This is a genomic window from Nonomuraea sp. NPDC004186, assembly GCF_053603495.1.
Genome location: NZ_JBSGFQ010000049.1, coordinates 70,226 through 91,097 on the forward strand (window position 1 = coordinate 70,226; position 20,872 = coordinate 91,097).

Sequence of the window (20,872 nt, forward strand, 5' to 3'; positions counted from 1 at the left end):
GGCTCAGACGCCGGAGCCGGTGAGTTCCACCGGCTCCGCGATGACATCGACCAGCGCGCCGTTCCGATGGACGGTGATCGGTAACGGCTGCCCGATGGCGTCGGCGAACATCAGCCTTTGCAGGCTCTGCGCGTCCCCCACCGGGTTGCGCCCCGCGCTCAGCACCAGGTCGCCGGAGCGCAACCCGGCCCGGTGGGCGGGCGAGCCCGGCACCACCTCCACCACGCGCAGCGCCCCCGTCTGCCCGGTCCGCCGCCGCAGCGCGTCGGGCAGCGGCGCGGGCGAGGTCACCAGCCCCAGGAACGCCCGCCGTACCCGCCCGTCCCTGATCAGGGCGGCGATGATGGATCGGGTCGTGGCGTTCATGGGCACGGCGAGCCCCACTCCCACGCCAGCCACCGCCGTGTTGATCCCGACCACCCGCGCCTGCGAGTCGGCCAGCGCGCCGCCGGAGTTCCCCGGATTGAGCGCGGCGTCGGTCTGGATGACGTCCTCGATGAGCCGTACGGCCGACCCGCTGCGCGCGGGCAACGACCGTCCGAGCCCCGACACCACCCCGGCCGTCACCGATCCGGCCAGGCCGAGCGGATTGCCCACGGCCACGACGAGCTGTCCCACGACCAGCTCGTCGCTGTCGCCGAGCGTGGCCGGCGGGGGCGTGGCCGTCTGCGCCCTGATCACCGCCAGATCCGACAGCGGATCCCGGCCCACCACGATGAAGTCCCCGGAGCTCCCGTCGGCGAAGGCCACGGTGCCGTCCCGGGAGTTGCCGATCACGTGCGCGTTGGTCAGCAGGAACCCGTCGGCGGTGAACACCACCGCGGACCCGCTGCCCTGGCCGGCCCGCACGCTGGCCACCTTCGGCAGCAACTCGGCCGCCACGGACGAGACGACGCGCGAGTAAGCGTCGAGTGGATCCGCCATCGTGCACTCCTTTGCTTACAGGATTACACGTTAACTCCACATTCGCCCGCGCGCATTCCAGGCGCTCAAGCATGCGGAGCTCTATCGCCCGCGTCGGTGCCGCGGCAGCAGCAGGCTGACCACCGCGATGGCCAGGCCGAGCCCGGCCGCCATGAGGAAGACCAGGTCGTAGCCGGTGGCGAGGGCGTCGACCGGGGAACTCCCGGCGGCCTCCGACGCGGCGGCCCTGGTGCCGGCGGCCGTCGCGAGCACGGCCAGCCCGATCGATCCCCCCGCCTGACTGGCGGTGTTGGCCAGGCCGCCGACGATCCCCGCGTCGCCCTCGGGAACGTCGGCGGTCGCCACCGCCATGAGGGTGGGGAAGGTCAGCCCGATGCCGACCGCGATGAGCAGGGTGGGGCCGAGCACGCCGGTGACGTACGCGCTGTCGGCGTGGCCCAGGGAGAGCCAGCCGAAACCGGCCAGGAAGCAGGCGCTGCCCGCCGTCACGAGGGGGCGCACACCCGTTCGCGGCAGCAGGGCCGCGGCCCATCGCGCGATCACCATGAACGTCACCGCCGCGGGAGTCTGCCCGAGCCCGGCCTGAAGCGCGCTGAAGCCGAGGACGTTCTGCAGGAACAGCGACGAGAAGTACCACATCGCGATGGCGATCCCACCGAACAGCAGCAGCATGCCGTTCCCGACGGCCACCCCCCGGATCCTGAACAGCCGCAGCGGCACCATCGGCTGGCCGGCGAAACGCGCCTCCACCACGACGAAGACGCCGAGCAGGAGCAGACCCGCCACCACCGGCCCGGCGACCGGCGCGGACGTCCAGCCATGATCGGCGCTCTGTATGACCCCGTAGATCAGCGCCGCCAGCCCCGCCGTCCCCGTGACCGCGCCGAGGAGGTCGAGCGATCCCCGCCGGCCGGTGCTCGTTCCGGCCAGCGACATCATCGCCACGACGATCAGCACCGCGCCGATCGGCAGGTTGATGAGGAAGACCCACCGCCACGACAGGCCGGTCGTGATGGCACCGCCCGCGAGCGCGCCGACCATGCCGCCCACACCGCCCGAGGCGGACCACGCGCCGAACGCCCTGGCACGCGCGTTCGGCTCGGTGAAGGAGGTGTTGATCACGGCCAGCGTCGCCGGGGCCATCATGGCGGCCCCGACGCCCTGCGCGACCCGGGCCGCCACCAGGACCTCCGGCGCGGTCGCCAGGCCGCCGGCCAGACTCGCGACGGAGAACGACAACAGCCCGGCGACCAGCATCCGGCGCGGCCCGAACAGGTCGGCGGCACGGCCCCCCAGCAGCATGAAACCGGCGAAGCTGAGCAGATATCCGTTCACCACCCAGGCCAGTCCGGTCGCAGTGAAACCGAGTTCCTCGCGGACCGAGGGCAGGGCGACGTTCACGATGGACGCGTCCAGGATGACCATGAACTGGCTGGCACAGGCCAGCGCCAGGACCAGCCAGGGGAGGCCGGCGTACGGCCTGGCCCGCTGAGACGCGTTACTGGTATTTGTCATGACTCGCTGCTCACACTCGTCGCGGCCACGCTCTCGCGTACGGCGGCGTGGCCGTCCCCCAGCAGCCGGATCGTGATCCGGGCCAACCGCCGCCCCTGGTACCTGGCCGCTTCCAGCACCGCGGCGTCCGGCCCGGCTCCGTTCGGGCCGGTCACCAATGACGTGCCGTACGGGTTGCCGCCGGCGCCGTACACGACCGGATCGGTGAACCCGGGCGGCACGATCAGCGCTCCCCAGTGGTAGAAGACGTTGCTCAGCGACAAGATCGTGGCCTCGCTGCCGCCGTGCCGGTTGAACGCCGAGGTGAAGGCCGTCACCGGCTTGTCCGCCAGCACGCCTTCGCGCCACAGCCCGCCGGCCTGGTCGATGAACTGCTTGAGCTGCGCGGCCGGCGCCCCGAACCGCGTCGGCGTCCCGAACGCGAACGCATCCGCCCACGCCAGGTCCTCCACCGAGGCCTGGGCGATCGACGTTGCGGCGTCGGCGTGCCGTCGCCACCGCGGGTCCTGGTCGATCGCGCTGTCGGGCGCCAACTCGGCCACCCGCCGCAGCCGTACCTCGGCCCCGGCCGAGGCGGCACCCTCGGCGACGGCCTGCGCGAGCGCGTACACACTGCCTGTCGCGCTGTAGTAGATGACGGCGACCTTCACGGTCATGCCCGGCTCCTCGCTGTCGTGTTAAGATTAGTTATCCAGATAACTATTATCTGCATAACTAATCTGTCAAGGAGCGCCCATGGACTTCGAGCAAGCCGACGCCCTCAACCAGGCCATCCGCCTGCTGAGCCTGCGCCACCGGGCCAGGGCCGCGGCGCTGCTCGCCCCGCTCGGCCTGCACCCGGGTCAGGAGGCGCTCCTGCTCGAGCTCGACCGGACCGGCCCGAGGATCCAGGCCGAGCTCAGCGAGGCGCTCGGCTGCGAACCGCCCAGCGTCACCCTCATGACCCGCAAGCTCGAAGCCTCCGGCCACATCCGCCGCAAGCCCGCCCCCTCCGACAGGCGCGCCAGCATCGTCGAACTCACCGACAGCGGCCAAGCTCTGGCCGACCAGGTCAAGCAGCTCTGGTGCGCCCTGGCGGAGGAGACCGTGACCGGCCTGCCCGCCGAGACGGTGGCGGCACTACCCGGCATCCTCAACACCTTGACCGGCAACGTGGACACCAGAGCCCACCGCCACGGCCGACGCCCCGGGCGGTAACCGGCTCAGCCGGCGCCGACACGCCCGCCCAGCGCCCGGGCCACGCCGCCGCAAAGCCTTCGTAGGTCGTCCGGCTCCAGGGAGTCTGTCGCGGTCTCCTCGGCGCCGCATCATCGGCAGGCCGGCTTACCTACCCATGCGGCACCACGAGCTGGGCCAGGTCCACGCGGCGGGTCACCCCCAGCTTCGGGTACGCCTTGTACAGATGGTGACCGACTGTGCGGGGGCTGAGGAACAGCCGGGCCGCGATCTCTCGATTGCTCATGCCCGCCGCCGCCAGCCGTACCACTTGAAGCTCCTGGGGCGTGAGCCGGGCGAGCGGGTCGAGGGCCCGGGGGTGGGCCGAGGGCCGCTCGCCCAGGGCGGACAACTCCGCGCGGGCCCGGCTCGCCCACGTCCGGGCGCCGAGCCGCTCGAAGGCGCCGAGCGCGTCGGCCAGCTGGTCCTTCGCCTCGGTGTGGCGGCGATGCCGGTGCAGCCATTCCCCGTACGCCAGCCGGGTCCTGGCCTCGTCGTACCGGCGGGGGTCGCGCTCGTGCAGTTCCAGCGCGGTCGTGAAGTGCCCGGCGGCGGCGTCCTCGTCGGCCAGCAGCGCCGCGCAGCGGCGGGCCAGCGCGATCGCGTGCGGCCGGCCGGTCTGCTCGGCCCAGTCGGACAGGGCGGGCAGATGGCGGGCGGCCTGCTCGGGGAGCCCGGCACGTACGGCCGCCTCGACATGATCGGGTACGGCCCTGATGAGGAAGTCGTGCCGGGCCGGGCCGCCGCACACCTCGTCCAGCCGGGCCGCGGCCTCGTCGAACCGGCCGCCGGCCAGGTGGAGCAGGCCGAGCGCCCACGAGGCCAGCGCGGCGTCGGTGGGGTGCCTGGTGCGGTGCTCCAGTACGCCGGCGGCCAGCGAGCGGCACGAGATCTCGTCGCCGCCGACCGCGGCCAGCCATGCGGCGATCGCGTTCAGCACGACGACCTGCAGGTCCTGGCCGAGGTCGGTGGCCAGGGAGATGGCCTCGGTCACGCCGGCGTCGGCGTCCATGAACCGGCCGCGCAGCAGCTGGACGATCGCCAGGGGTTCGAGCGCGTACGTCAGGCGGCCCACCGCGCCCTGCTCCCGCACATCGGCGACCAGCGACTCCAGCACCTCCGTGGCGATCTCGTCCTCGGCCACCAGCATCCCGGCGAACCCGGCGATGAGCCGCTCCACGAACCCGTCGGCCTTGCCCTGCCTGGCGGCCCCGGCCAGCTCGCGCATGGGCGGCACGCCCACGTCGGGCCGGCCGTCGTACAGGTGCCGGAACCCGATGAGTCCCGCCACGACCGGCGCCCCGGTGTCGACGGTCTCCAGGAGGGCGGCGCACTGGCGTACCAGGTCGTGGTCGCCGGCGTCGCGGGCGTACCAGACGGCTTCGGTGAGGATCGACACGGCCCGCTCGGGGTCGGTGGCGGCGATGGAGCTGGCACCGTCCAGCGCCAGGGCGGCGGCGACGGCGGGCGAGCCGCGCTCGTACTCGACCTGAGCACGGATCCACGCCGCCTCCGCCGTCAGCGACGGGTCACGAAACGGGCGCGCGGGCTGGTCGGCGGGTTGCGGAGCCCGGCCGGCCGGCCCAGCATTGCGGTTGGTCAGCCCCAGGGCCCGATCGACCGAGCCAGTGGGCCGGTCGGGCATCCCCGCAGCCTGGTCAGCCAGTTCGACGGCGCGATCGGGGAGGCCCGCTTCGTAGGCGGCGCGGGCGGCGGCGATCAGCCGCCACGCCCGGCGCGTCTCGTCGGTGCTGAGCTGGGCGGCGCGTTCGAACGCGCTCATCATCGCGGTCACCCCGCCCCGTCGGCCGGCCCGGCGGGCGGCCCGCTCCAACTCGGCGGCGACCTCCTCATCCGGGCCCGGGGTGGCGGCGGCCAGGTGCCAGACGCGGCGGTCGGCGTCGTACGGGCCGTCAAGCGCCCGTGCGAACGCCTCGTGGACCTGAACCCGCTCGGCGTGCGGGGCGACCTGGTAGGCGGCGGCCCTGATCAGCGGATGCCGGAAGGTCACGCTGCCACCCGGCGACAGCCCGTCGGACAGCACAACCAGCCGGGCCCGTTCGGCAGGCTCCAGGTCGGCCGCGGAGACGCCGAGCAGCGTGCCGATCCGCAGGATCGTCTGCAGGCTGCCCGTGCCGTCGGCCGCGGCGATCAGCAACAGCAGCCTCGTCGCCGCAGGCAGGCCGGCGATCTGCGCCTGGAAGGCATCCTGGACGTGGCCCGCGGCGGGCAGCAGCGGCGCGGAACGGTCATTGTCCTGCAGGGCGTTGAGCATGGTGGCCAGCTCGATCACGGCGAGCGGGTTGCCGCGCGACTCGGCGAGCACGCGCTCGCGCAACGGCCCGGCCAGGCCGCGCGCGTGCGCGTCGAGCAGCGACGTGGCGCTCTCCTGGTCCAGGGCGGAGAGCCGGAGCACCTCCAGGCCCGGCACGGGCGTGGCGAACGACACCGACGCCGAGTCGCCGGCGAGAGGGACGGGGCGGACGCAGGGCCCCGCCTGGCATGGCGGAGCGTCCCCGTCCCCGCTCCTGGCCGCGAAGATCATCGCGATGGGGTCGGCGTGCAGCCGCCGGGCGGCGAACAGCAGCGCGTCCAAGGACGCCCGGTCGAACCACTGGGTGTCATCGATCAGGCACACCAGGGGGCGATCGCCGCTCAGCTCCGACAGCAGCGACAGGGTCGCCGCGCCGATCAGGAACCGGTCGCCGACCGTCGCCTCGTCCAGCCCGAACGCCGTCCGCAGCGCCGCCTCCTGCGGGCCGGGCAGCGTCCCGAGCCGGTCGAGGTACGGACACAGCAGCAGGCGCAACCCCGCAAAGGGCAGTTCGGCCTCCGACTCGATGCCGACGCCACGCAGCACCCGCAGATCGGCCGCCGCGGCGGCGGCATAGCCGAGCAGCACGGTCTTGCCGATCCCGGCCTCACCCGTGATCAGCAGTGCTCCGCGGCGGCCCGCACGGGCGCTCGCGAGCAGGTCGTCGATCCGGGTCCGCTCGGCGATCCGCCCCAGAACCATGCGGAAACAGTAACCCACGCCACTCTCGGAACGATCTCTCCACGCGGACGTGTCCCTGGAGCGGTACACAGGGGCGAACTTTCCGGCAAGCCCAGTGCCGATCGAGGCCCGCGGATCATGAGTCGGCTCTTAAGTGCCGCTCAGCGTTGTTTGTATCGCTGCGGCTGGGATTCTCCCCGCCGGCAGGCCGTCCCACTCGACCACCACGCGGTTGCGTCCGCGGCCACAGCCATCGCACGCCCGCCTCCGGTGTCCACCACGGCGGGCACGTTGACCATGGTCGGCAGGCCGCCGTAGTTGTGCACTCGCAGCCCGCAACCTTCATTACAGATCCTCGCCGCGCCGGCCCGCGCGCTCCGGCTGACCGATGACGAGCGCGATCACCTCTATCTGCTGTCCCGCCACCGTCCGCGGCCGGTCTGCCGACCTGCACGAGGTGGCGGTCCGGCGCTCCAGCCGGATGCGGCTCGCCCATTCCGCGGTCGGTCCCATCGACCGGCACTGTGAGACTCTGCTCAGCCCCGCCGAGGACCAGCGGCTCATCATCTTCACCCCCGCACCGGGAACCTCCGCGATCGAGCACCTGAGGTTGCTCCGCGTGCTCGGCCACGACGACTTCGGCGCTGCTCAGATTCCAGCCTTCGCCTGGAACCGGGAGGCCAACCGATCATGCACGGTGATGGGTCACAGGAGGACTGCGCGTCGCCTGCGGTGCATCCGGACGGCCTTCGGCTGCGTACGCAGTTTGTGGTGCGGCTCCACTCCGTCGCGCTCACGTGACCTGTCGCCACATGGACGCGAGCGGTGCCCACGCATCGAGTTGGGCGAGCATCTGTGACTCTGTCCCGGCCGGCAGTAAGAGCAGGCACCGGTCCAGGCCGGCGTCGGCGAGCGTGTCGAGTAGTCGCCGGTCCGGCGGGGTGTTGAACACCGTGATCGGGATCCGTCCCCGGCCGGTGTCGGCGGCACGCCGGCGTAGTGTCACGGCACGCTCGCTCAGTTCGACAGCGTCCGCGAGCCCTTCGCATTGCGGGAACCAGCCGTCGCCGAACGCCAGAACCCGATCCTCGGCGCCCGGCCCGTTACCGCCGACCAAGATCGGTGGATGCGGCCGCTGGAGGGGCTTGGGCCAGGACCAGATCGAGTCGAAGTTGACGTACTTTCCATGGAACTCGGCCTCTTCATCGGTCCAGATCCGGCGCATCGCCTGCACTCGTTCGGCGAGCAGCGCCATCCGGGTGCGGGGGTCGGTGCCGTGGTTGGCCAGCTCCATGCGGTTCCAGCCGGCGCCGACGCCGAAGAGAAGCCGGCCGCCGGACAGCCGGTCAAGGCAGGCGACCTCCTTGGCCGTCACGATCGGGTCCCGTTGGGTCACCAGGCACACCCCGGTGCCGAGCTTGAGAGTGCGGGTGACTGCGGCGACCGCGGACAGCGCCACGAACGGGTCGTAGGTTTCGGCATAGGCCCGGGGGGAGCTCCCGTCGGGCCGCCGACTGTGCACGGGGATGTGGGTGTGTTCCGGAAAGAACAGTGACTCGAAACCGCGTTCTTCAATCGCGCGACCGATCGCGGGCGGCTCCATGCCATACGCGCCGGCGAAAGTGGTGATCCCAATATCCACGCCGTCAATCTAGAGGAGGTTCGCCGCGTCGGAAACACATTTCATGGCCCGCCCGCAGTGATCCCCTGGCGCGCCCGGTGTCTCGCCACACTCGCGACAGGACGCACCCGAATCGGCAGATCTGCGTAGGTGCCCGACGGGAGCCACGCTGCCTGCTTCTATGGAGGGTGACGGGGCGAGGCCTTGCTGGGAGATCTGCTCCGTTGCAGTGATCGACATGTGGCGTCGGTTCTCAGGTACTGGGTTGACTCCTGAGCAATGGCAATTGCCGGCCCAATTCTGCGGTGCCATAAAAGAACTGGACCGGTCCGGATGCGGTGGCAAATCGTGGCCTGCGATCAAATGGCCAGCAGATTCGGCGGCAGCGGGATGGGGCAGCCCGACGCCCATGCTTGTCCGGCACGACGATCCGACGGGCGCGATGATCTTCGACGCGAACCAGGTTTGCCGCCCAGATGTGGCGGCGCGCCAACTGGTGCCAGCGCCACAACGGCACGCTCGCCCTCGCATCGGGAAGCGGCGTGATCCACGACCACACCCGCGCCCACTCGCGGAGGTTCTACCCGGGTGTGCGGTAGGCGGCGAGGAAAACGTGGGCGGCGGCGTCGGCGTAGTGATCGAGCTCGGACGGTGGGAAGCGGATGTCGTCGCCGCAGAACATGACCTTGTTGACCGGGATCGACGAGACGAGCCAGGTGAAGTGATTGGCGGCGAGCACGGGTTCGTCGATCTTCAGCAGCCCGCGGCCTGTCAGTTGCTCGAAGCACGAGGCCAGGGCCGCGTGCACGCGCTCGGGGCCCGCCTCGAAGTAGGCGTGGCCGAGTTTCGGGAAGCGGCCCGCCTCGGCGATGACGAGGCGGCGCATGCGCAGGTGGGACGGTTGTGTGAGGGTGTGGATGAACCGGCGCGCGACCGCCCGCAGGGTGGTCTCGACGTCATCCGTGGTGGCCAGCTCGCCCATGGCGTTCTGGAAGATCTGGTCGATGCCGACGAGGCGATCGAGCACGATCTGCTCGAACAGGCTCTCCTTGGGCCCGAAGTGCTTGTAGATCGTCTGCTTCGACGCCCCCGCCGCGGTGGCGATCTCGTCGGTCTTGGCGCCGACGTAGCCGTCACGGAGGAACACCTCCAGCGCCGCATCCATGATCCGGCGTCGAGTCTGCGCATGCGGGGGTGCGGCGTGTGGCATTTCGGCCCTCCTGAGTTCGCGCCGGGCGACCGTTGACATCCTCTCGAAGTGTACCGTACGGTACTGTTCGCTCTATCGGTACAGTACCGTACGGTACGAGGTGAAGGGAACCAAGATGGGCACTGTTCAGTCCAAGGACGGCACCGAGATCGCCTTCGACGTATGGGGCGACGGCCAACCACTGATCATGATTGACGGGGCCACCGCCCATCGCGCGGTCAACCCGATCAACGCCGAGGCAGGGCAGCTGCTACGCGATGAGTTCCGGGTCTACGCCTACGACCGCCGCGGCCGCGGCGAGAGCACCGACACCGCACCCTACGCGGTGGAGCGCGAGTTCGAGGATCTTGCCGCTCTGATCGACCACGCCGGCGGGTCGGCCATCGTGTTCGGCTGGTCCTCCGGGGCCGTGCTGGCCCTGCACGCCGCGGCCGCCGGCCTGCCGATCACCCGGCTGGCGCTGTTCGAGCCGCCGTTCGTCGTCGACGACAGCCGCCCGCCGCTGCCGGCCGACTATGTCGAGCGGCTCGACGCCTGCGTCGCTGACGGCCGCCCGGGCGACGCGGTGGAGGTGTTCATGACCGCGGCGGTCGGCCTCCCGGCCGAGATGGTCACCGGGATGCGGCAAAGCCCGGTCTGGCCTCCCACGGAGGCCGTCGCGCACACCATCGCCTACGACGGACGGATCATGGGCACCACCATGTCGGGCGCCCCGCTGCCCCGCGATCGCTGGGCCGCGGTCACCGTACCCGTCCTGGTCATGCACGGCACCGGCACCATGCCGTGGCTGATCACCGGGGCCCGGGCGCTGTCCGATCTCCTGCCCACCGCGACCCTGCGGGCGGTACCCGGCGAGAACCACGGCACCACGGCCGACGTGCTCGCCGCCGCGCTGCGGGAGTTCGCCTACGGTCACTAGACACACCCGAAGAAACGCAGACGCCCCACGAGTCCTTCGCCGGCGCCTGGCCCCACTACCAAGGTCCCTTGGCCGACAAGTACAACAGCATGCCGAAGTACGTGCTCTCCAGCACGTTTACCGACCCCGAGTGGAACAACACCCGCGTGATCAAGGGTGACGTGGTCGAGGAGGTGAGCAAGCTGAAGGAGGAGGTGGACGGCGAGATCCAGGTGCCCGGCAGCATCCGGCTCGTGCAGGCGCTGATCGCCGGTGACCTCGTCGACGAGATCCGCCTGATGACCTTCCCGGTCATTCTCGGCACCGGCAGGCGACTGTTCGGGAAGACCACGCGCAAGACGACGTGGAGGCTGACCAAGTCCAAGACGGTCGGCGAAGGCATCCCGATCATGACCTTCCAGCGGGCAGGCGGATGACCCTTGTCGCGTCCGCCGGTGAGGCGCCGTCGGCGGCCGGCTTCCTACGTGTCGCGTGCGAGGGGCGTGACTGTCGCTGGCAAAGCAGAGGCTTTCCATGGCCGGCCGGCAGCGCGAACCTCCGTAGTAGGGCTGACCGGAACCCGGCCTGGGGTGCTGCCGGGAGTGTGTCACCAGGTGGTCGGCGCAAAAGTGAACCACGGGCTTTCTTTCTTTTGCATGTGGCAGGGGGAGCGGTGGATCATCTACGCGCAAGGCCGTGGACATCCAGGAGTCGAGGGCGCGGGACGCTCGCGCGAGCCGGCCGGGGCACTCTGGCGGTTGTGGCCGGGCTCGGTCTGTTATGCGGCCCCGCTGCCGCGTGGGCGGCGAACACGGATGAAGCGGGGCAGGGCGCCGTGGTCACGATCGACAGTGGCCAGGTGCGCGGTGTCGTCGCCGGGGATCAGCGATCGTTCCAGGGCATCCCGTTCGCCGCGCCTCCGGTCGGCGACCTGCGGTGGGTCTCGCCGCAGCCGGTCGTACCGTGGGCGGGGGAGCGTGCGGCCACGAAGCCGGGCCCCGTGTGCGCGCAGACCGCCGGTGTGCTGGGCGAGAAGCAGAGCACGAGTGAGGACTGCCTGTATTTGAACGTGACCACACCGCGCGGGGTGAAGCGCGGCAAGCCGCTTCCCGTGCTCGTTTGGCTGCACGGTGGCGGCTTCCGGAACGGCTCTGGCGCCATGTACGGCGCGAGCCGGCTGGCCACCAGGGGTGACCTCATGGTCGTCACCGTGAACTACCGGCTCGGCATCTTCGGCTACCTGGCCCATCCTGCCCTGGAGGGAGCGAACGCCGAGAACCTGTCGGGCAACTTCGGCATCGAGGACCAGCAGGCGGCGCTCCGGTGGGTCAAGCGGAACGCCGCCGCGTTCGGCGGTGACCCTCGCAACGTGACCGTGGCCGGCGAGTCGGCCGGAGGTGCGAGCGCCTGCGCACACCTGATCTCGCCGAAGTCGGCCGGGCTGTTCCACCGGGCGATCATCCAGAGCGCGCCGTGCCTGATGGCGCGCTGGCCGGCCGGGTGGAGCTGGCTGCCACGGCCGCTCGCGCAGGCGTACCAGCATGGTGAGGCCACGGCCGAGCGGCTCGGCTGCACCGACGCCCGCGCCGGCGCCGTGGCAGCGTGCCTGCGGGCCAGGACCTCGGCGGAGTTGCTGGCTCAAAGCCAGAACGAGTTCGCACCGGTGATCGGCGGGCCGCTGCTACCGCTGGGACCGGCCGAGGCCCTCGCCGAAGGACGGTTCAACCGGGTGCCGGTGATGCACGGCGTCACCCGCGACGAGCATGTCACCTTCAACCAGGAGATGGCGGGCGCGCCACCGCTCACTGACGCGGGGTACGTCCAGCAGATCAACGCCTTCTTCGGCGAACGGGCCGCCAAGGTGCTGGCCCGCTATCCGCTGGACAAGTACGGCGAACCTGGTACGAGCCGTGCGGGCCTCGCCATGCAGTCCGTCATGACCGATCACCTCTGGGCGAGTCCGGCAACCGAGACCAACCGCCTGCTCGCCGCCCGCGTGCCGACATACGCCTACGAGTTCGCGGACCGACGGGCCCCCTGGGTGAGCAGCACTCCGGTCGTGCCGAGCTTCCCCACCGGCGCCTTCCACGCCTCCGAGCTGCAGTACCTTTTCGAGGCCGATTACTTCGCCGGCCGGACGTTGTCACCGGCTCAGTCCCGGTTGTCCGGCACGATGATCGACTACTGGAGCCGTTTCGCCCACCACGGCGATCCCAACGGAACCGCGACACCGCCCTGGCCCGCCGTACGCGCCGGGCAGGACGACGTCCAGCGACTCGCCCCCGGCGCGTCCGGGATCCGCCCGGTGAACCTGTGCCGGGAGCATCAGTGCCGCTTCTGGCAGTCCCTGGACAGGTGACTGAGCAACAGCTCCTGAGTTGAGTTCTTGGGAGCTTCCCCGAAGCCCGGCAGTCGGCGTACTCCGGCCTTGTCTGCTCACCGGCTGCCTGACCCAGGCCGGGATCACCCTCCAGAAACGCGAGACCCAAGATCGCTAGGGGCGAAAGGCTCTGCGGACGCGTTCGCCGTTGTTCACCGGAATGGCTGCGAGCGCGTGCGCGGCGTCGTACGCATGATCGGCACGCCTAGCAGAGAGCGTGGTCGATCAGGGAGGTCGAGGCCTTGATCTGGGGAAGCGGGTCCTGATCAGGGCGGAGTGCGCTGGAGTACGCCACGGAGGCGACGCGGCGGCCGTCGGCGGTGACGGCGTTGTCGCTGATGGCGTTCCACCCGCCCCCGCCGTGGAACCAGACCCACCCGCCGCACGGCAGCCGCCGCTTCATGATCCCCAGGCCGTACCCGGCATCGCGCCAGAACGCCCGGAACGGAGTGGCCGGCACCGTCTTCGTCATCTCCGCCAGCTCGGTCGGGCGCAGTATCCTGCCCCCGAGCAGCGCGCTGAAGAACCGGTTGACGTCGTCCGGCGTGCTGACCAGCGAATGATCGGATCCGCCCGGGAAATATGTCGTTACGTCCACCATCGGCCCATCCGCCGTGAACCGCTTGTACGTCGTCATACGCGGCTGCGGCAGGAACGGCGACGCACCCGGCGCGTAGGTGTGCCGCAATCCCAGCGGCTCGATCACGCGCTCCAGGAGCTGCTGCTGCCAGGGGGTTCCAGTCACCTTCTCAATGATCATACCCACCAGGACGTAGTTGGTGTTGGAGTACGCCCAGCCCTTGCCCGGCTCGAACGCCGGTTTGTGCCGCATGGCCATCGCCACGAACTCTTCGGGCCGGTAGACGCGGAACCGCTCGCGCCGGAATGCTGACTCGCTGGTCACTCGCTCCAGCGGGACGTCATCGGCATACTCCGGCAGGCCGCTGGTCTGCCCGAGCAACTGCCGCACCGTGATCTTCGCCCCGTCGTTGCCGTTGCCCTCCACCAGTCCGGGCAGCCATCGCTCGACGGTGTCGTCCAGCCGCAGCTTGCCCTCACCCACGAGCTGCAGCGCGATCGCCGCCACGAACGTCTTGGTGGTGCTGCCGATCCGATAGTACGCATTCCACGGGACGGGCTCGCCGGTCTTCAGGTCGGCCACGCCGCTGCGGGCGGCCGAGGTGCCTCCTGGGGTCGTGGCCGCGGCCAGGACGCCGGTGGCCCCGGTGGCCTTGAGCGCGTCGGCGTCGCGCTGAAGCTGCTTGGGCTGGTCGGCGGCCCAGGCCGGGGTCGCGATGGCGATGCTGGTAAGGGCCGCTGCGGTGACGAGCTGCTTGATGTTCATGATCCCCCAGCCTTCCGCCGAGGGGCGGGTTCCGCCATGAGGGATCCCCCGGTCTGATCCCTGGCCCACCCTCGGCCGAACCAGGGGTCGAGCGCATCAAAATCCCACGCCGGCGGCCACGGATCAGCACACGCAAGGTCACGCTATAACGAGCGACTCCCCGATGGTGGTGGTCGGACAGGGCAGCCGGAGGTCCGGGCCATGGCTGAGGTTGATCAAGGGGACGAGTTCACGCGTCGGGGACCTCCGTTGAGCCGGCCCAGTCGCGCCCGTGGGGACTGCGATCTTCTTGCCTGCCGGCATGTTCCTGTCGCGAGGTCACATTCGCGATGTTCGGTCGGTCAGTGCTGTAACACGAACGGACGAACGGGTGTGACGGATGGACGACAATCAGTGGTTGGCGGAGCGATTTGAGGCGCATCGCACCCAGCTCAAAGCTGTGGCGTATCGGATGCTCGGATCGGTGAGTGAGGCCGACGATGCCGTCCAGGAGGCGTGGATCCGGCTGAGCCGCTCGGACACCGGCGAGATCGGTAACCTCGGCGGATGGCTGACGACGGCGGTGGCGCGCGTCTCGCTGAACATGCTGCACGCACGCCGAACGCGACGCGAGGAGTCTCTGGACGCCGTGCACGTGCCGGAGCCGATCGTCGACCGCGTCGATGGCACCGACCCCGAGCATGAGGCGCTGCTGGCCGACTCGATGGGCCTGGCCCTGCTGGTCGTGCTGGAGAAGCTGAGCCCGGCCGAGCGGCTTGCCTTCGTGCTGCACGACATGTTCGCGGTGCCCTTCGACCAGATCGCGCCGATCGTCGACCGTTCCCCGGAGGCGGCACGCCAGCTCGCCAGCCGCGCGCGCCGCCGCGTGCGCCTTGAGGAGACGGTCCCCGACAGCGATCCCCGGACTCAACGCGAGGTCGTCGAGGCATTCCTGGTGGCCGCGCGTGAGGGGGACTTCGACCGGCTGGTCTGCGTGCTGCACCCGGACGCGGTGCTCAGAGCCGACGTCGGTCCCGCCCCTGGGTCGGGCGAGGTCCGCGGAGCAGAGGCGATCGCCCGCCAGGCGGTGACCTTCTCCCGGCTCGGCCTGGCCATTGAGCTGGCGCTGATCAACGGCGCGGTCGGGGTGGTCACCAGGCGGGACGGTGAGCCCGAGTCGGTCGCCGGATTCACCGTCAGGGGCGGCAGGATCGCCACGATCGACATTCTCGCCGACCCCGAGCGCCTCCGCCGCCTCGACCTGACTCCGCTCGACTGGTGACCCGGAGGCCGGTGGTCACATTCGCTCGTCGCCATCGGTCATACCGGTAACGACCATGAACCCAGGAGGGACAACGATGCTGAAAGAAATCGCGTACGCGACCGTGTTCGTCAGCGACCAGGACAAGGCGCTCGACTTCTACACCAACGTGCTTGAGTTCGAGCAGCGGTTCGACAACCCGACGCCCGACGGACCACGGTTCCTGACGGTCGGTCTCCCCGGGCAGAAGTTCCAGCTGGTTCTGTGGCCGGGGACACCCGGGCATGCCCAGCCGCTCAAGAGCCACACCCCAGGGGCGTACACCATCGACACCGGAAACTTCCAGAAGGCGTACCAGACGCTGAAGTCGCGCGGCGTGCAGTTCGATACCGAGGTGCTCGAGTACCCGTGGGGCTGTCTCGCGGTCTTCCAGGATCCCGACGGCAACCGGCTGCAACTGCGCGAGGTGCGAGTAGGCCGCTAGTCACCAGCCCGTCGTCGATCGAAACAGGACACCCGAGCCCAGGCTCGGGTGTCTTTCACATCGGCCGACCCTCCAGTTCCGTCGCCGGTAAGGCGGCGCTGCCCCGGATTTCCGCCGGCGGTTCGCCAGGGAGGTCGCCGTCGCCCAGCAGGTCGGCGGGGATTGGACGGCCGCCGTGCTGGCCGCCGACCCGGAGGCGGCATCGCCCTGGATCCCCACGGCGTACGTCGCAGGGCCGACGCCGCACCAGGTAGTGGGTGATCGACTTCGGCATCATCCGCCCCTTGGGTCCCACAGGCGAGCGGCCGTGCTCCTGGTGAGGACGGGATCGGGCGGCGGAGCTGTACGACCGAGCTCTCGCTGCGTGGACGCCGAACTCGATGCCGAACCCGGCCGCTTGGCGATCCATCATCCGAAGCGCCCTGCCGAGTTGTTGACGCAGCCCGACGGCGTGGATCTCCTGAGCTGGTTGCGCGAGGTGGTGCCCGATCTGCCCGAGCCTGTGATGCCGGCCGGGCAGCCCGTGGTGTCGGGGTCGGTGGTCGAGCGTTACGGCTACAACGCGACCTGTACGGACCGCTGACTCCGTACAGGTCGCTTCTTCCCGCGCCTCCGCAGGTCACGTCCCGCCCGCCTGGGCGGTCAGAGCCGGGAGGTGCGGAACGTGGTGAGTACGGCGGCGTGGTCCGAGGACCAGGCGTTGCCGCGGTGGTTGGGGACGGCCGTCGGCGTGCCCTCGACCAGGGCGCTGGAGCCGGTCACTCGGAGCGGGCCCGCGTAGTAGACGAAGTCGATCCGGTCCTGCGGCTCGGGCTCTCCCTTGTGCGGGTCGTACCCGTAACCGCCGGTGAACACCGGATAGATCGGCGACCAGGTGATGCCCGGCGCGGTCACCGGGTTCGGGTGCGCCACCCGGTAGGAGTCCCGCAGCCCCGCCTGCGCGGGCAGCACCGAGGTCGGCCACGGGACCGTTGTGTAACCGCACCGGCGCGTGTCCTTGGTCCAGTCCAGATGGGACGGGGCGTTGAAGTCGCCCGTCAGCAGCACCGGCGTACGCCGCGCCGCGGCCAGGTCCGGTGCCATCTCGCTCAAGACGGCCTGGATCTGGGGCGTGCGTCCGGAACGCTCCTCGTTGGCCAGCAGCTGTTCCTGCGTCAGCTTGCCGAAGCACGTGTCGTACGGGCCGTACGGGTTGTAGCCGAGGTGGACGTTCCACACCACGACGTCCTGGCGCTCGCCGATCCGCACCCGGACCTTCGTCGCCACCGACAGCGGGCCGCTGTCCACCGGAGCCTTGCGTTCGGTGATCGGGTAACGGCTGATCACGCCGATGTCGGTGCCCGACTGGTGATAGTCCCAGCCCAGCGCTTCGGCCAGCTCGCGGGTGGAGACGGCCGAGGTCTCCTGGAGACCCACGACGTCCACATCGGACTGGAGCAGGAACCGCAGCTCCTTCTCCCGGCCGCCGTCGACCTGGCTGCCGCTGTGCCACAGGTTGAAGCTCATCGCCTTGAGCTCGGGCACCAGGTCCTGGCCCGGCCGCCGGACGTCGATGCCGACCGTCGCCGTGCTGGTCTCGGCGCGCGCGTTGCGGGCCTCGACCCGCAGGGGCTCCGGACGCAGCGAGTCGCGCAGGCGCGGCGTCCCGGTGACCTCGCCGTCGGCCGACACGCTGATCCACCGCGGCCCGCTGACCTTGCGGAAGGTGAGCCCGTCGGTGTCCCCCCGTACCAGACCTCCCACCCTCGCGTGGTACGGGGTGAGGGCGCGGGCGTTGCGCAACTTGAAGGCGTCGGTGACGAAGTGCAGCGGCGCGTCGCTCGTGATCCGGACCTTCACCGGCGCGGCGAGCCACTGGTAGCCGTCCTGCGCCAGAGCGAAAACGAGGTAGTTGCCCGGCTCCAGCCCGTCGGTCGGCAGGGTGGCCGCACCGCTTTCCCCGGCGATGTACGTCCAGCGCACCGACGGACCGACGAACTTCTCGTCCACCGGGCCGTCGCCCGGGTCGGTGTAGAGGCCGAGCCAGTTGGTCGGATCGGGGCGGGGCGTGGTGTAGGACGCCTTGATCGGCTCGCCACGGCGCACGGTCGACGAAGCGAGTGTCAGCGCGCCGTCCGGGGCAGCGGACACCGACGCCGACGCCGGGACCGCGCCAGTGGACAGGACGAGCATCGCCACGACGAGCGACTTGAGCCAACGCATTCGCGCCTCCTTGATCTGCACCAAGCAGCGTCGGCCGGGCCGGTGACGATCATGTAAACGGGTAGTGGCAAACCGCTGGCGGCCTGGGGAAACCCTGGGCCGCGATGCCGTTGTGCGCCGATCAAGGTGCCCCGTCCGGCGAGACCTTGATGAACAGGAAGCTCGCGCTCCACACGACGGCGAGAGCCACGAATTACGCACCGACCGAACCGGCACACGCCGTCGAGTCCGCCGACGTCATTTCCTGCGCCGGCCCATGATCGCGTACGGGATCGGCACGGCGAGGGCCGTGATGGTGTCGCGAGGAGCTCAGAGCAGGCGTAGCTGCTCCGGCTCGTGCGTGACCAGCGCGGGCCGGGGCGGGATACGGCGGGCCATGGCCGCGGTGGCGCGGCCCACGCCGTGGCGTTCGGCCAGCTCCTTGACCAGGCCCGTCACCCGCTCCTGGTACGCCTTGGGCGCGTACGCGCCGCGCCCGTACAGCTCCAGATAGCGCGGCACCAGGCGCGGATGCTCGCGCGACAGCCACCCCAGCCACCACTCCCGCGCCCCCGGCCGCAGGTGGAGCACGATGGGGACGATGTGGGTGGCGCCGGAGGCGGCGATCTCCTTGACGGTGGTCTCCAGCTGGGCGGGGGAGTCGGTGAGGAACGGGAGGATCGGGGCCATCAGGACACCGCACGCGATCCCGTTGTCGTTGAGCGTCGCGCACACCTCGAGGCGCCTGCGCGGGTTGGGGGTGCCCGGCTCCACCGCGCGCCACGCCTCCGGGTCGACGAAGCCGACGGACACGCTGGTGCTCACGTCCGCGACGTCTGCGGCCTCCGTCAGCAGGTCGAGGTCCCGCAGGATCAGCGTGCCCTTGGTGAGGATCGAGAACGGGTTGCGCGCGTCGCGCAACGCGGCCAGGATGCCGCGCATCAGCTTGTAGCGGCCCTCCGCGCGCTGGTAGCAGTCGACGTTGGTGCCCATGGCCACGTGGTGGCCGCCCCAGCGTGGCGAGGCCAGCTCCTTGCGGGCCAGCTCGGCGGCGTTGACCTTGACGACGATCTTCGAGTCGAAGTCCGCCCCGGCATCAAAATCTAGATATTCATGCGTTTTTCGGGCAAAACAGTAAATACAGCGATGCGTGCACCCGCGGTAGGGGTTGATCGTGTACTCGAACGGGACCCGGCTGGCCCCCGGAACCCGGTTGATGATGGATCTGGCCCGGATCTCATAGAAGGTCATCCCCCTGAACTCGGGCGTGTCGAAGGTGCGGGTGACCGCGCCGCGAGCGAACAGCGGCACGGCCGGATCGTCCTGGCCGGGCCCGGCCAGGCGCAGGTTGTCCCAGCGCATGCCATGATTAGAACAAGAGTTCGAGCATGATCGCAAACTGAAAAGAGGTTGCAATTACCTGGTCAGGCGGGGGCTAATGATCTTCAGGGTTGGGCAGAAAGACGTCGCAGAGCTTGCGTTCGGGAGGTGCGTCTATGGCCTGGTCGCAGGACGAGGAGCGGATGCTGGCCCAGATTGAGCAGCACCTCGTCGCCGACGATCCGCGACTCGTCGCACGACTGGAGTCGTTCAACGAGCGGGTGCGTCGCAGCGAGGCGAAGGCCAAGGGGCAACCGGGCCGCCGGAGGCGGCCACGCCGCTCGACGGTCATCATCCTGATCAGCTGGCTGCTCATAGCCACGCTGGTCGCCACGCTCCTGATCATGGTGCTTCGCCACGAGGCCGCCGGCGCGCTCGCCTTGGCCGCCGCCACTTTCTAGCCGCCCCTTCACGGATCGGCGCCTTCCGGGCGCCGCAGGAACCCCCTCCCACACGCTGTGTCACCGGCCGTTCTCGGCCTGTTCATGTCGCGTTCCCGGGGTCGTCGTCGATCCGTTCCGGGGCGTTGGCCCCTGCGTCCCGTCTGCCGCGCTTGCGCCGGACCCGCGTCGTACGGCAGTCATGCCGGATGCGCGTCGCATGGTGGTCGTGGTCCTCGGCGTCCGGGACCTTTGGGTAGTCGCCTGCGGCGCGACGGCCTCAAGGACTTCCGGCGGCTTGAGGGTGTCGGCCCGAGCGGCGGGTCGATCGTCAGCGATCTGAACAGGCAAGGTGACCGAACGACTTGCGGTGCCGGCACAGGTGAACCGGCCGCCGCCACCAAGCCACTCAAGCTGGTGCGGGCAACCCTGACACCACTGGCGAGGGCCAGGCGCCGGCCTCGCGCTGAACGCACGCAAGAGGCCCGCCGGAGGTCAGCGGCGGCGTCAGGACGGCGACAGCCCCATATCAGAGCGGTCGGCGATCGTAGGGGCATCGAAAGAACACCGCACAAGGAGCACACGATGCAGAAGTTCGACACCCCCGCCCCGATCGCCGCCGTCCTGCACATCCCGGCGGGACGCGTCCAGCTCATCGCCGCCGACCAGGCCGACACCACGGTCGAGGTCCAGCCCACCAATCCCTCCAAGAGCCGTGACGTGAAGGCGGCCGAGGAGACCACGGTCGCCTACGCCGACGGCGTCCTGCGGATCGAGACCTCGGTGAAGGACCGGTACCTCGGTCCGTCCGGATCCATCGACGTGACCGTCAAGCTGCCCGCCGGCTCCCGCATCGAGGCGAAGGCGGCCGCCGCCGAACTCCGGACCGCCGGCCGCCTCGGCGAGGTCGCCTTCGACGGCGCCTACCGCCAGATCACGCTCGAGGAGACCGCGAGCCTGCGCCTGACCGCGACCGACGGCGACGTCGAGGTCGGCCGCCTGGACGGCCCCGCGGAGATCAGCACCGCACGGGGCGACATCCGCATCGCCGAGGCCACCGGCGGCAAGGTCGTGCTCCGCACCCAGTCCGGCGACATCGCGATC

At 70.4% G+C, this 20,872-nt stretch carries 19 protein-coding genes and 1 pseudogene; 10 read left to right on the plus strand and 10 right to left on the minus strand.

Features of this window, described 5'->3' with window-relative positions:
• Nucleotides 1-3: 3 nt before the first annotated feature.
• From ACWEPL_RS34070 to wrbA, 3 genes are all read right to left on the minus strand, one after another.
• Nucleotides 4-924, minus strand: coding sequence for a S1C family serine protease (locus tag ACWEPL_RS34070; RefSeq protein ID WP_355200958.1), 921 nt, complete (start codon nucleotides 922-924; stop codon nucleotides 4-6).
• Nucleotides 925-1,005: 81 nt separating this feature from the next.
• Nucleotides 1,006-2,439, minus strand: coding sequence for an MFS transporter (locus ACWEPL_RS34075; protein ID WP_452438619.1), 1,434 nt, complete (start codon nucleotides 2,437-2,439; stop codon nucleotides 1,006-1,008).
• Entirely contained in the window at nucleotides 2,436-3,095 is a 660-nt protein-coding gene (wrbA, locus tag ACWEPL_RS34080) for an NAD(P)H:quinone oxidoreductase (protein ID WP_363969610.1), read from the minus strand. Before wrbA ends, ACWEPL_RS34075 begins: the two co-directional genes overlap by 4 nt.
• 79 nt (nucleotides 3,096-3,174) lie before the next feature.
• Between wrbA and ACWEPL_RS34085 the strand changes: the two genes are divergently transcribed.
• Nucleotides 3,175-3,636, plus strand: a complete 462-nt coding sequence (locus ACWEPL_RS34085; RefSeq protein ID WP_363969608.1) for a MarR family winged helix-turn-helix transcriptional regulator — start codon at nucleotides 3,175-3,177, stop codon at nucleotides 3,634-3,636.
• A gap of 130 nt (nucleotides 3,637-3,766) precedes the next feature.
• Here the strand turns inward: ACWEPL_RS34085 and ACWEPL_RS34090 are convergent, their stop codons facing one another.
• Both ACWEPL_RS34090 and ACWEPL_RS34095 read right to left on the minus strand, forming a co-directional pair.
• The gene (locus tag ACWEPL_RS34090; protein WP_452438620.1) at nucleotides 3,767-6,670 is read right to left on the minus strand and encodes a helix-turn-helix transcriptional regulator; all 2,904 of its coding nucleotides are present in this window, start codon (nucleotides 6,668-6,670) and stop codon (nucleotides 3,767-3,769) included.
• A 324-nt stretch (nucleotides 6,671-6,994) separates the two neighbouring features.
• Entirely contained in the window at nucleotides 6,995-7,162 is a 168-nt protein-coding gene (locus ACWEPL_RS34095; RefSeq protein WP_452438630.1) for a hypothetical protein, read from the minus strand.
• Between ACWEPL_RS34095 and ACWEPL_RS34100 the strand changes: the two genes are divergently transcribed.
• Nucleotides 7,131-7,508: a hypothetical protein gene (locus ACWEPL_RS34100; protein ID WP_452438629.1), complete on the plus strand. Its 378-nt coding sequence runs from the start codon at nucleotides 7,131-7,133 to the stop codon at nucleotides 7,506-7,508. The two genes, ACWEPL_RS34095 and ACWEPL_RS34100, sit on opposite strands and share 32 nt — an antisense overlap.
• On the opposite strand, the gene ACWEPL_RS34105 is transcribed toward ACWEPL_RS34100, so the two are convergent.
• Nucleotides 7,443-8,291: an LLM class F420-dependent oxidoreductase gene (locus tag ACWEPL_RS34105; protein WP_452438621.1), complete on the minus strand. Its 849-nt coding sequence runs from the start codon at nucleotides 8,289-8,291 to the stop codon at nucleotides 7,443-7,445. The two genes, ACWEPL_RS34100 and ACWEPL_RS34105, sit on opposite strands and share 66 nt — an antisense overlap.
• Before the next feature lie 559 nt (nucleotides 8,292-8,850).
• Nucleotides 8,851-9,435: a TetR/AcrR family transcriptional regulator gene (locus tag ACWEPL_RS34110; RefSeq protein ID WP_452438622.1), complete on the minus strand. Its 585-nt coding sequence runs from the start codon at nucleotides 9,433-9,435 to the stop codon at nucleotides 8,851-8,853.
• Between the two features lie 160 nt (nucleotides 9,436-9,595).
• On the opposite strand from ACWEPL_RS34110, the gene ACWEPL_RS34115 reads away from it, so the two are divergent.
• The 3 genes and pseudogenes from ACWEPL_RS34115 (at nucleotide 9,596) to ACWEPL_RS34125 (ending at nucleotide 12,737) form a co-directional block, all read left to right on the plus strand.
• On the plus strand, nucleotides 9,596-10,399 hold the full coding sequence (locus ACWEPL_RS34115) for an alpha/beta fold hydrolase (protein WP_350732012.1): 804 nt from the start codon (nucleotides 9,596-9,598) through the stop codon (nucleotides 10,397-10,399).
• A 50-nt stretch (nucleotides 10,400-10,449) separates the two neighbouring features.
• A pseudogene (locus ACWEPL_RS34120) lies at nucleotides 10,450-10,815 on the plus strand (dihydrofolate reductase family protein); the annotation flags it as partial.
• A 398-nt stretch (nucleotides 10,816-11,213) separates the two neighbouring features.
• Entirely contained in the window at nucleotides 11,214-12,737 is a 1,524-nt protein-coding gene (locus ACWEPL_RS34125; protein ID WP_452438623.1) for a carboxylesterase/lipase family protein, read from the plus strand.
• Between the two features lie 226 nt (nucleotides 12,738-12,963).
• Here ACWEPL_RS34125 and ACWEPL_RS34130 read toward each other — a convergent pair whose 3' ends face one another.
• A complete protein-coding gene (locus ACWEPL_RS34130) occupies nucleotides 12,964-14,103 on the minus strand; it encodes a serine hydrolase domain-containing protein (protein ID WP_452438624.1) in 1,140 nt (379 codons plus the stop codon).
• A gap of 379 nt (nucleotides 14,104-14,482) precedes the next feature.
• Here ACWEPL_RS34130 and ACWEPL_RS34135 point away from each other — a divergent pair, with 379 nt between their 5' ends.
• The 3 genes from ACWEPL_RS34135 (at nucleotide 14,483) to ACWEPL_RS34145 (ending at nucleotide 16,410) form a co-directional block, all read left to right on the plus strand.
• Nucleotides 14,483-15,364, plus strand: a complete 882-nt coding sequence (locus ACWEPL_RS34135; RefSeq protein ID WP_452438625.1) for a sigma-70 family RNA polymerase sigma factor — start codon at nucleotides 14,483-14,485, stop codon at nucleotides 15,362-15,364.
• A gap of 76 nt (nucleotides 15,365-15,440) precedes the next feature.
• Nucleotides 15,441-15,827, plus strand: a complete 387-nt coding sequence (locus ACWEPL_RS34140) for a VOC family protein (RefSeq protein WP_363969590.1) — start codon at nucleotides 15,441-15,443, stop codon at nucleotides 15,825-15,827.
• A gap of 364 nt (nucleotides 15,828-16,191) precedes the next feature.
• Nucleotides 16,192-16,410: a hypothetical protein gene (locus tag ACWEPL_RS34145; RefSeq protein ID WP_452438626.1), complete on the plus strand. Its 219-nt coding sequence runs from the start codon at nucleotides 16,192-16,194 to the stop codon at nucleotides 16,408-16,410.
• A gap of 59 nt (nucleotides 16,411-16,469) precedes the next feature.
• On the opposite strand, the gene ACWEPL_RS34150 is transcribed toward ACWEPL_RS34145, so the two are convergent.
• On the minus strand, nucleotides 16,470-18,029 hold the full coding sequence (locus ACWEPL_RS34150) for an endonuclease/exonuclease/phosphatase family protein (protein WP_452438627.1): 1,560 nt from the start codon (nucleotides 18,027-18,029) through the stop codon (nucleotides 16,470-16,472).
• A gap of 309 nt (nucleotides 18,030-18,338) precedes the next feature.
• Complete coding sequence (locus ACWEPL_RS34155; RefSeq protein WP_363969584.1) at nucleotides 18,339-19,370, minus strand: Rv2578c family radical SAM protein; 1,032 nt, start codon at nucleotides 19,368-19,370, stop codon at nucleotides 18,339-18,341.
• 134 nt (nucleotides 19,371-19,504) lie between these two features.
• On the opposite strand from ACWEPL_RS34155, the gene ACWEPL_RS34160 reads away from it, so the two are divergent.
• Nucleotides 19,505-19,789 carry a DUF3040 domain-containing protein gene (locus ACWEPL_RS34160; protein WP_350732026.1) on the plus strand — a complete coding sequence of 95 codons (285 nt, stop codon included), beginning with the start codon at nucleotides 19,505-19,507 and terminating at the stop codon, nucleotides 19,787-19,789.
• A gap of 564 nt (nucleotides 19,790-20,353) precedes the next feature.
• Nucleotides 20,354-20,872, plus strand: a 519-nt coding sequence (locus ACWEPL_RS34165) for a DUF4097 family beta strand repeat-containing protein (RefSeq protein ID WP_452438628.1), incomplete at its 3' end; no start/stop codon positions are given.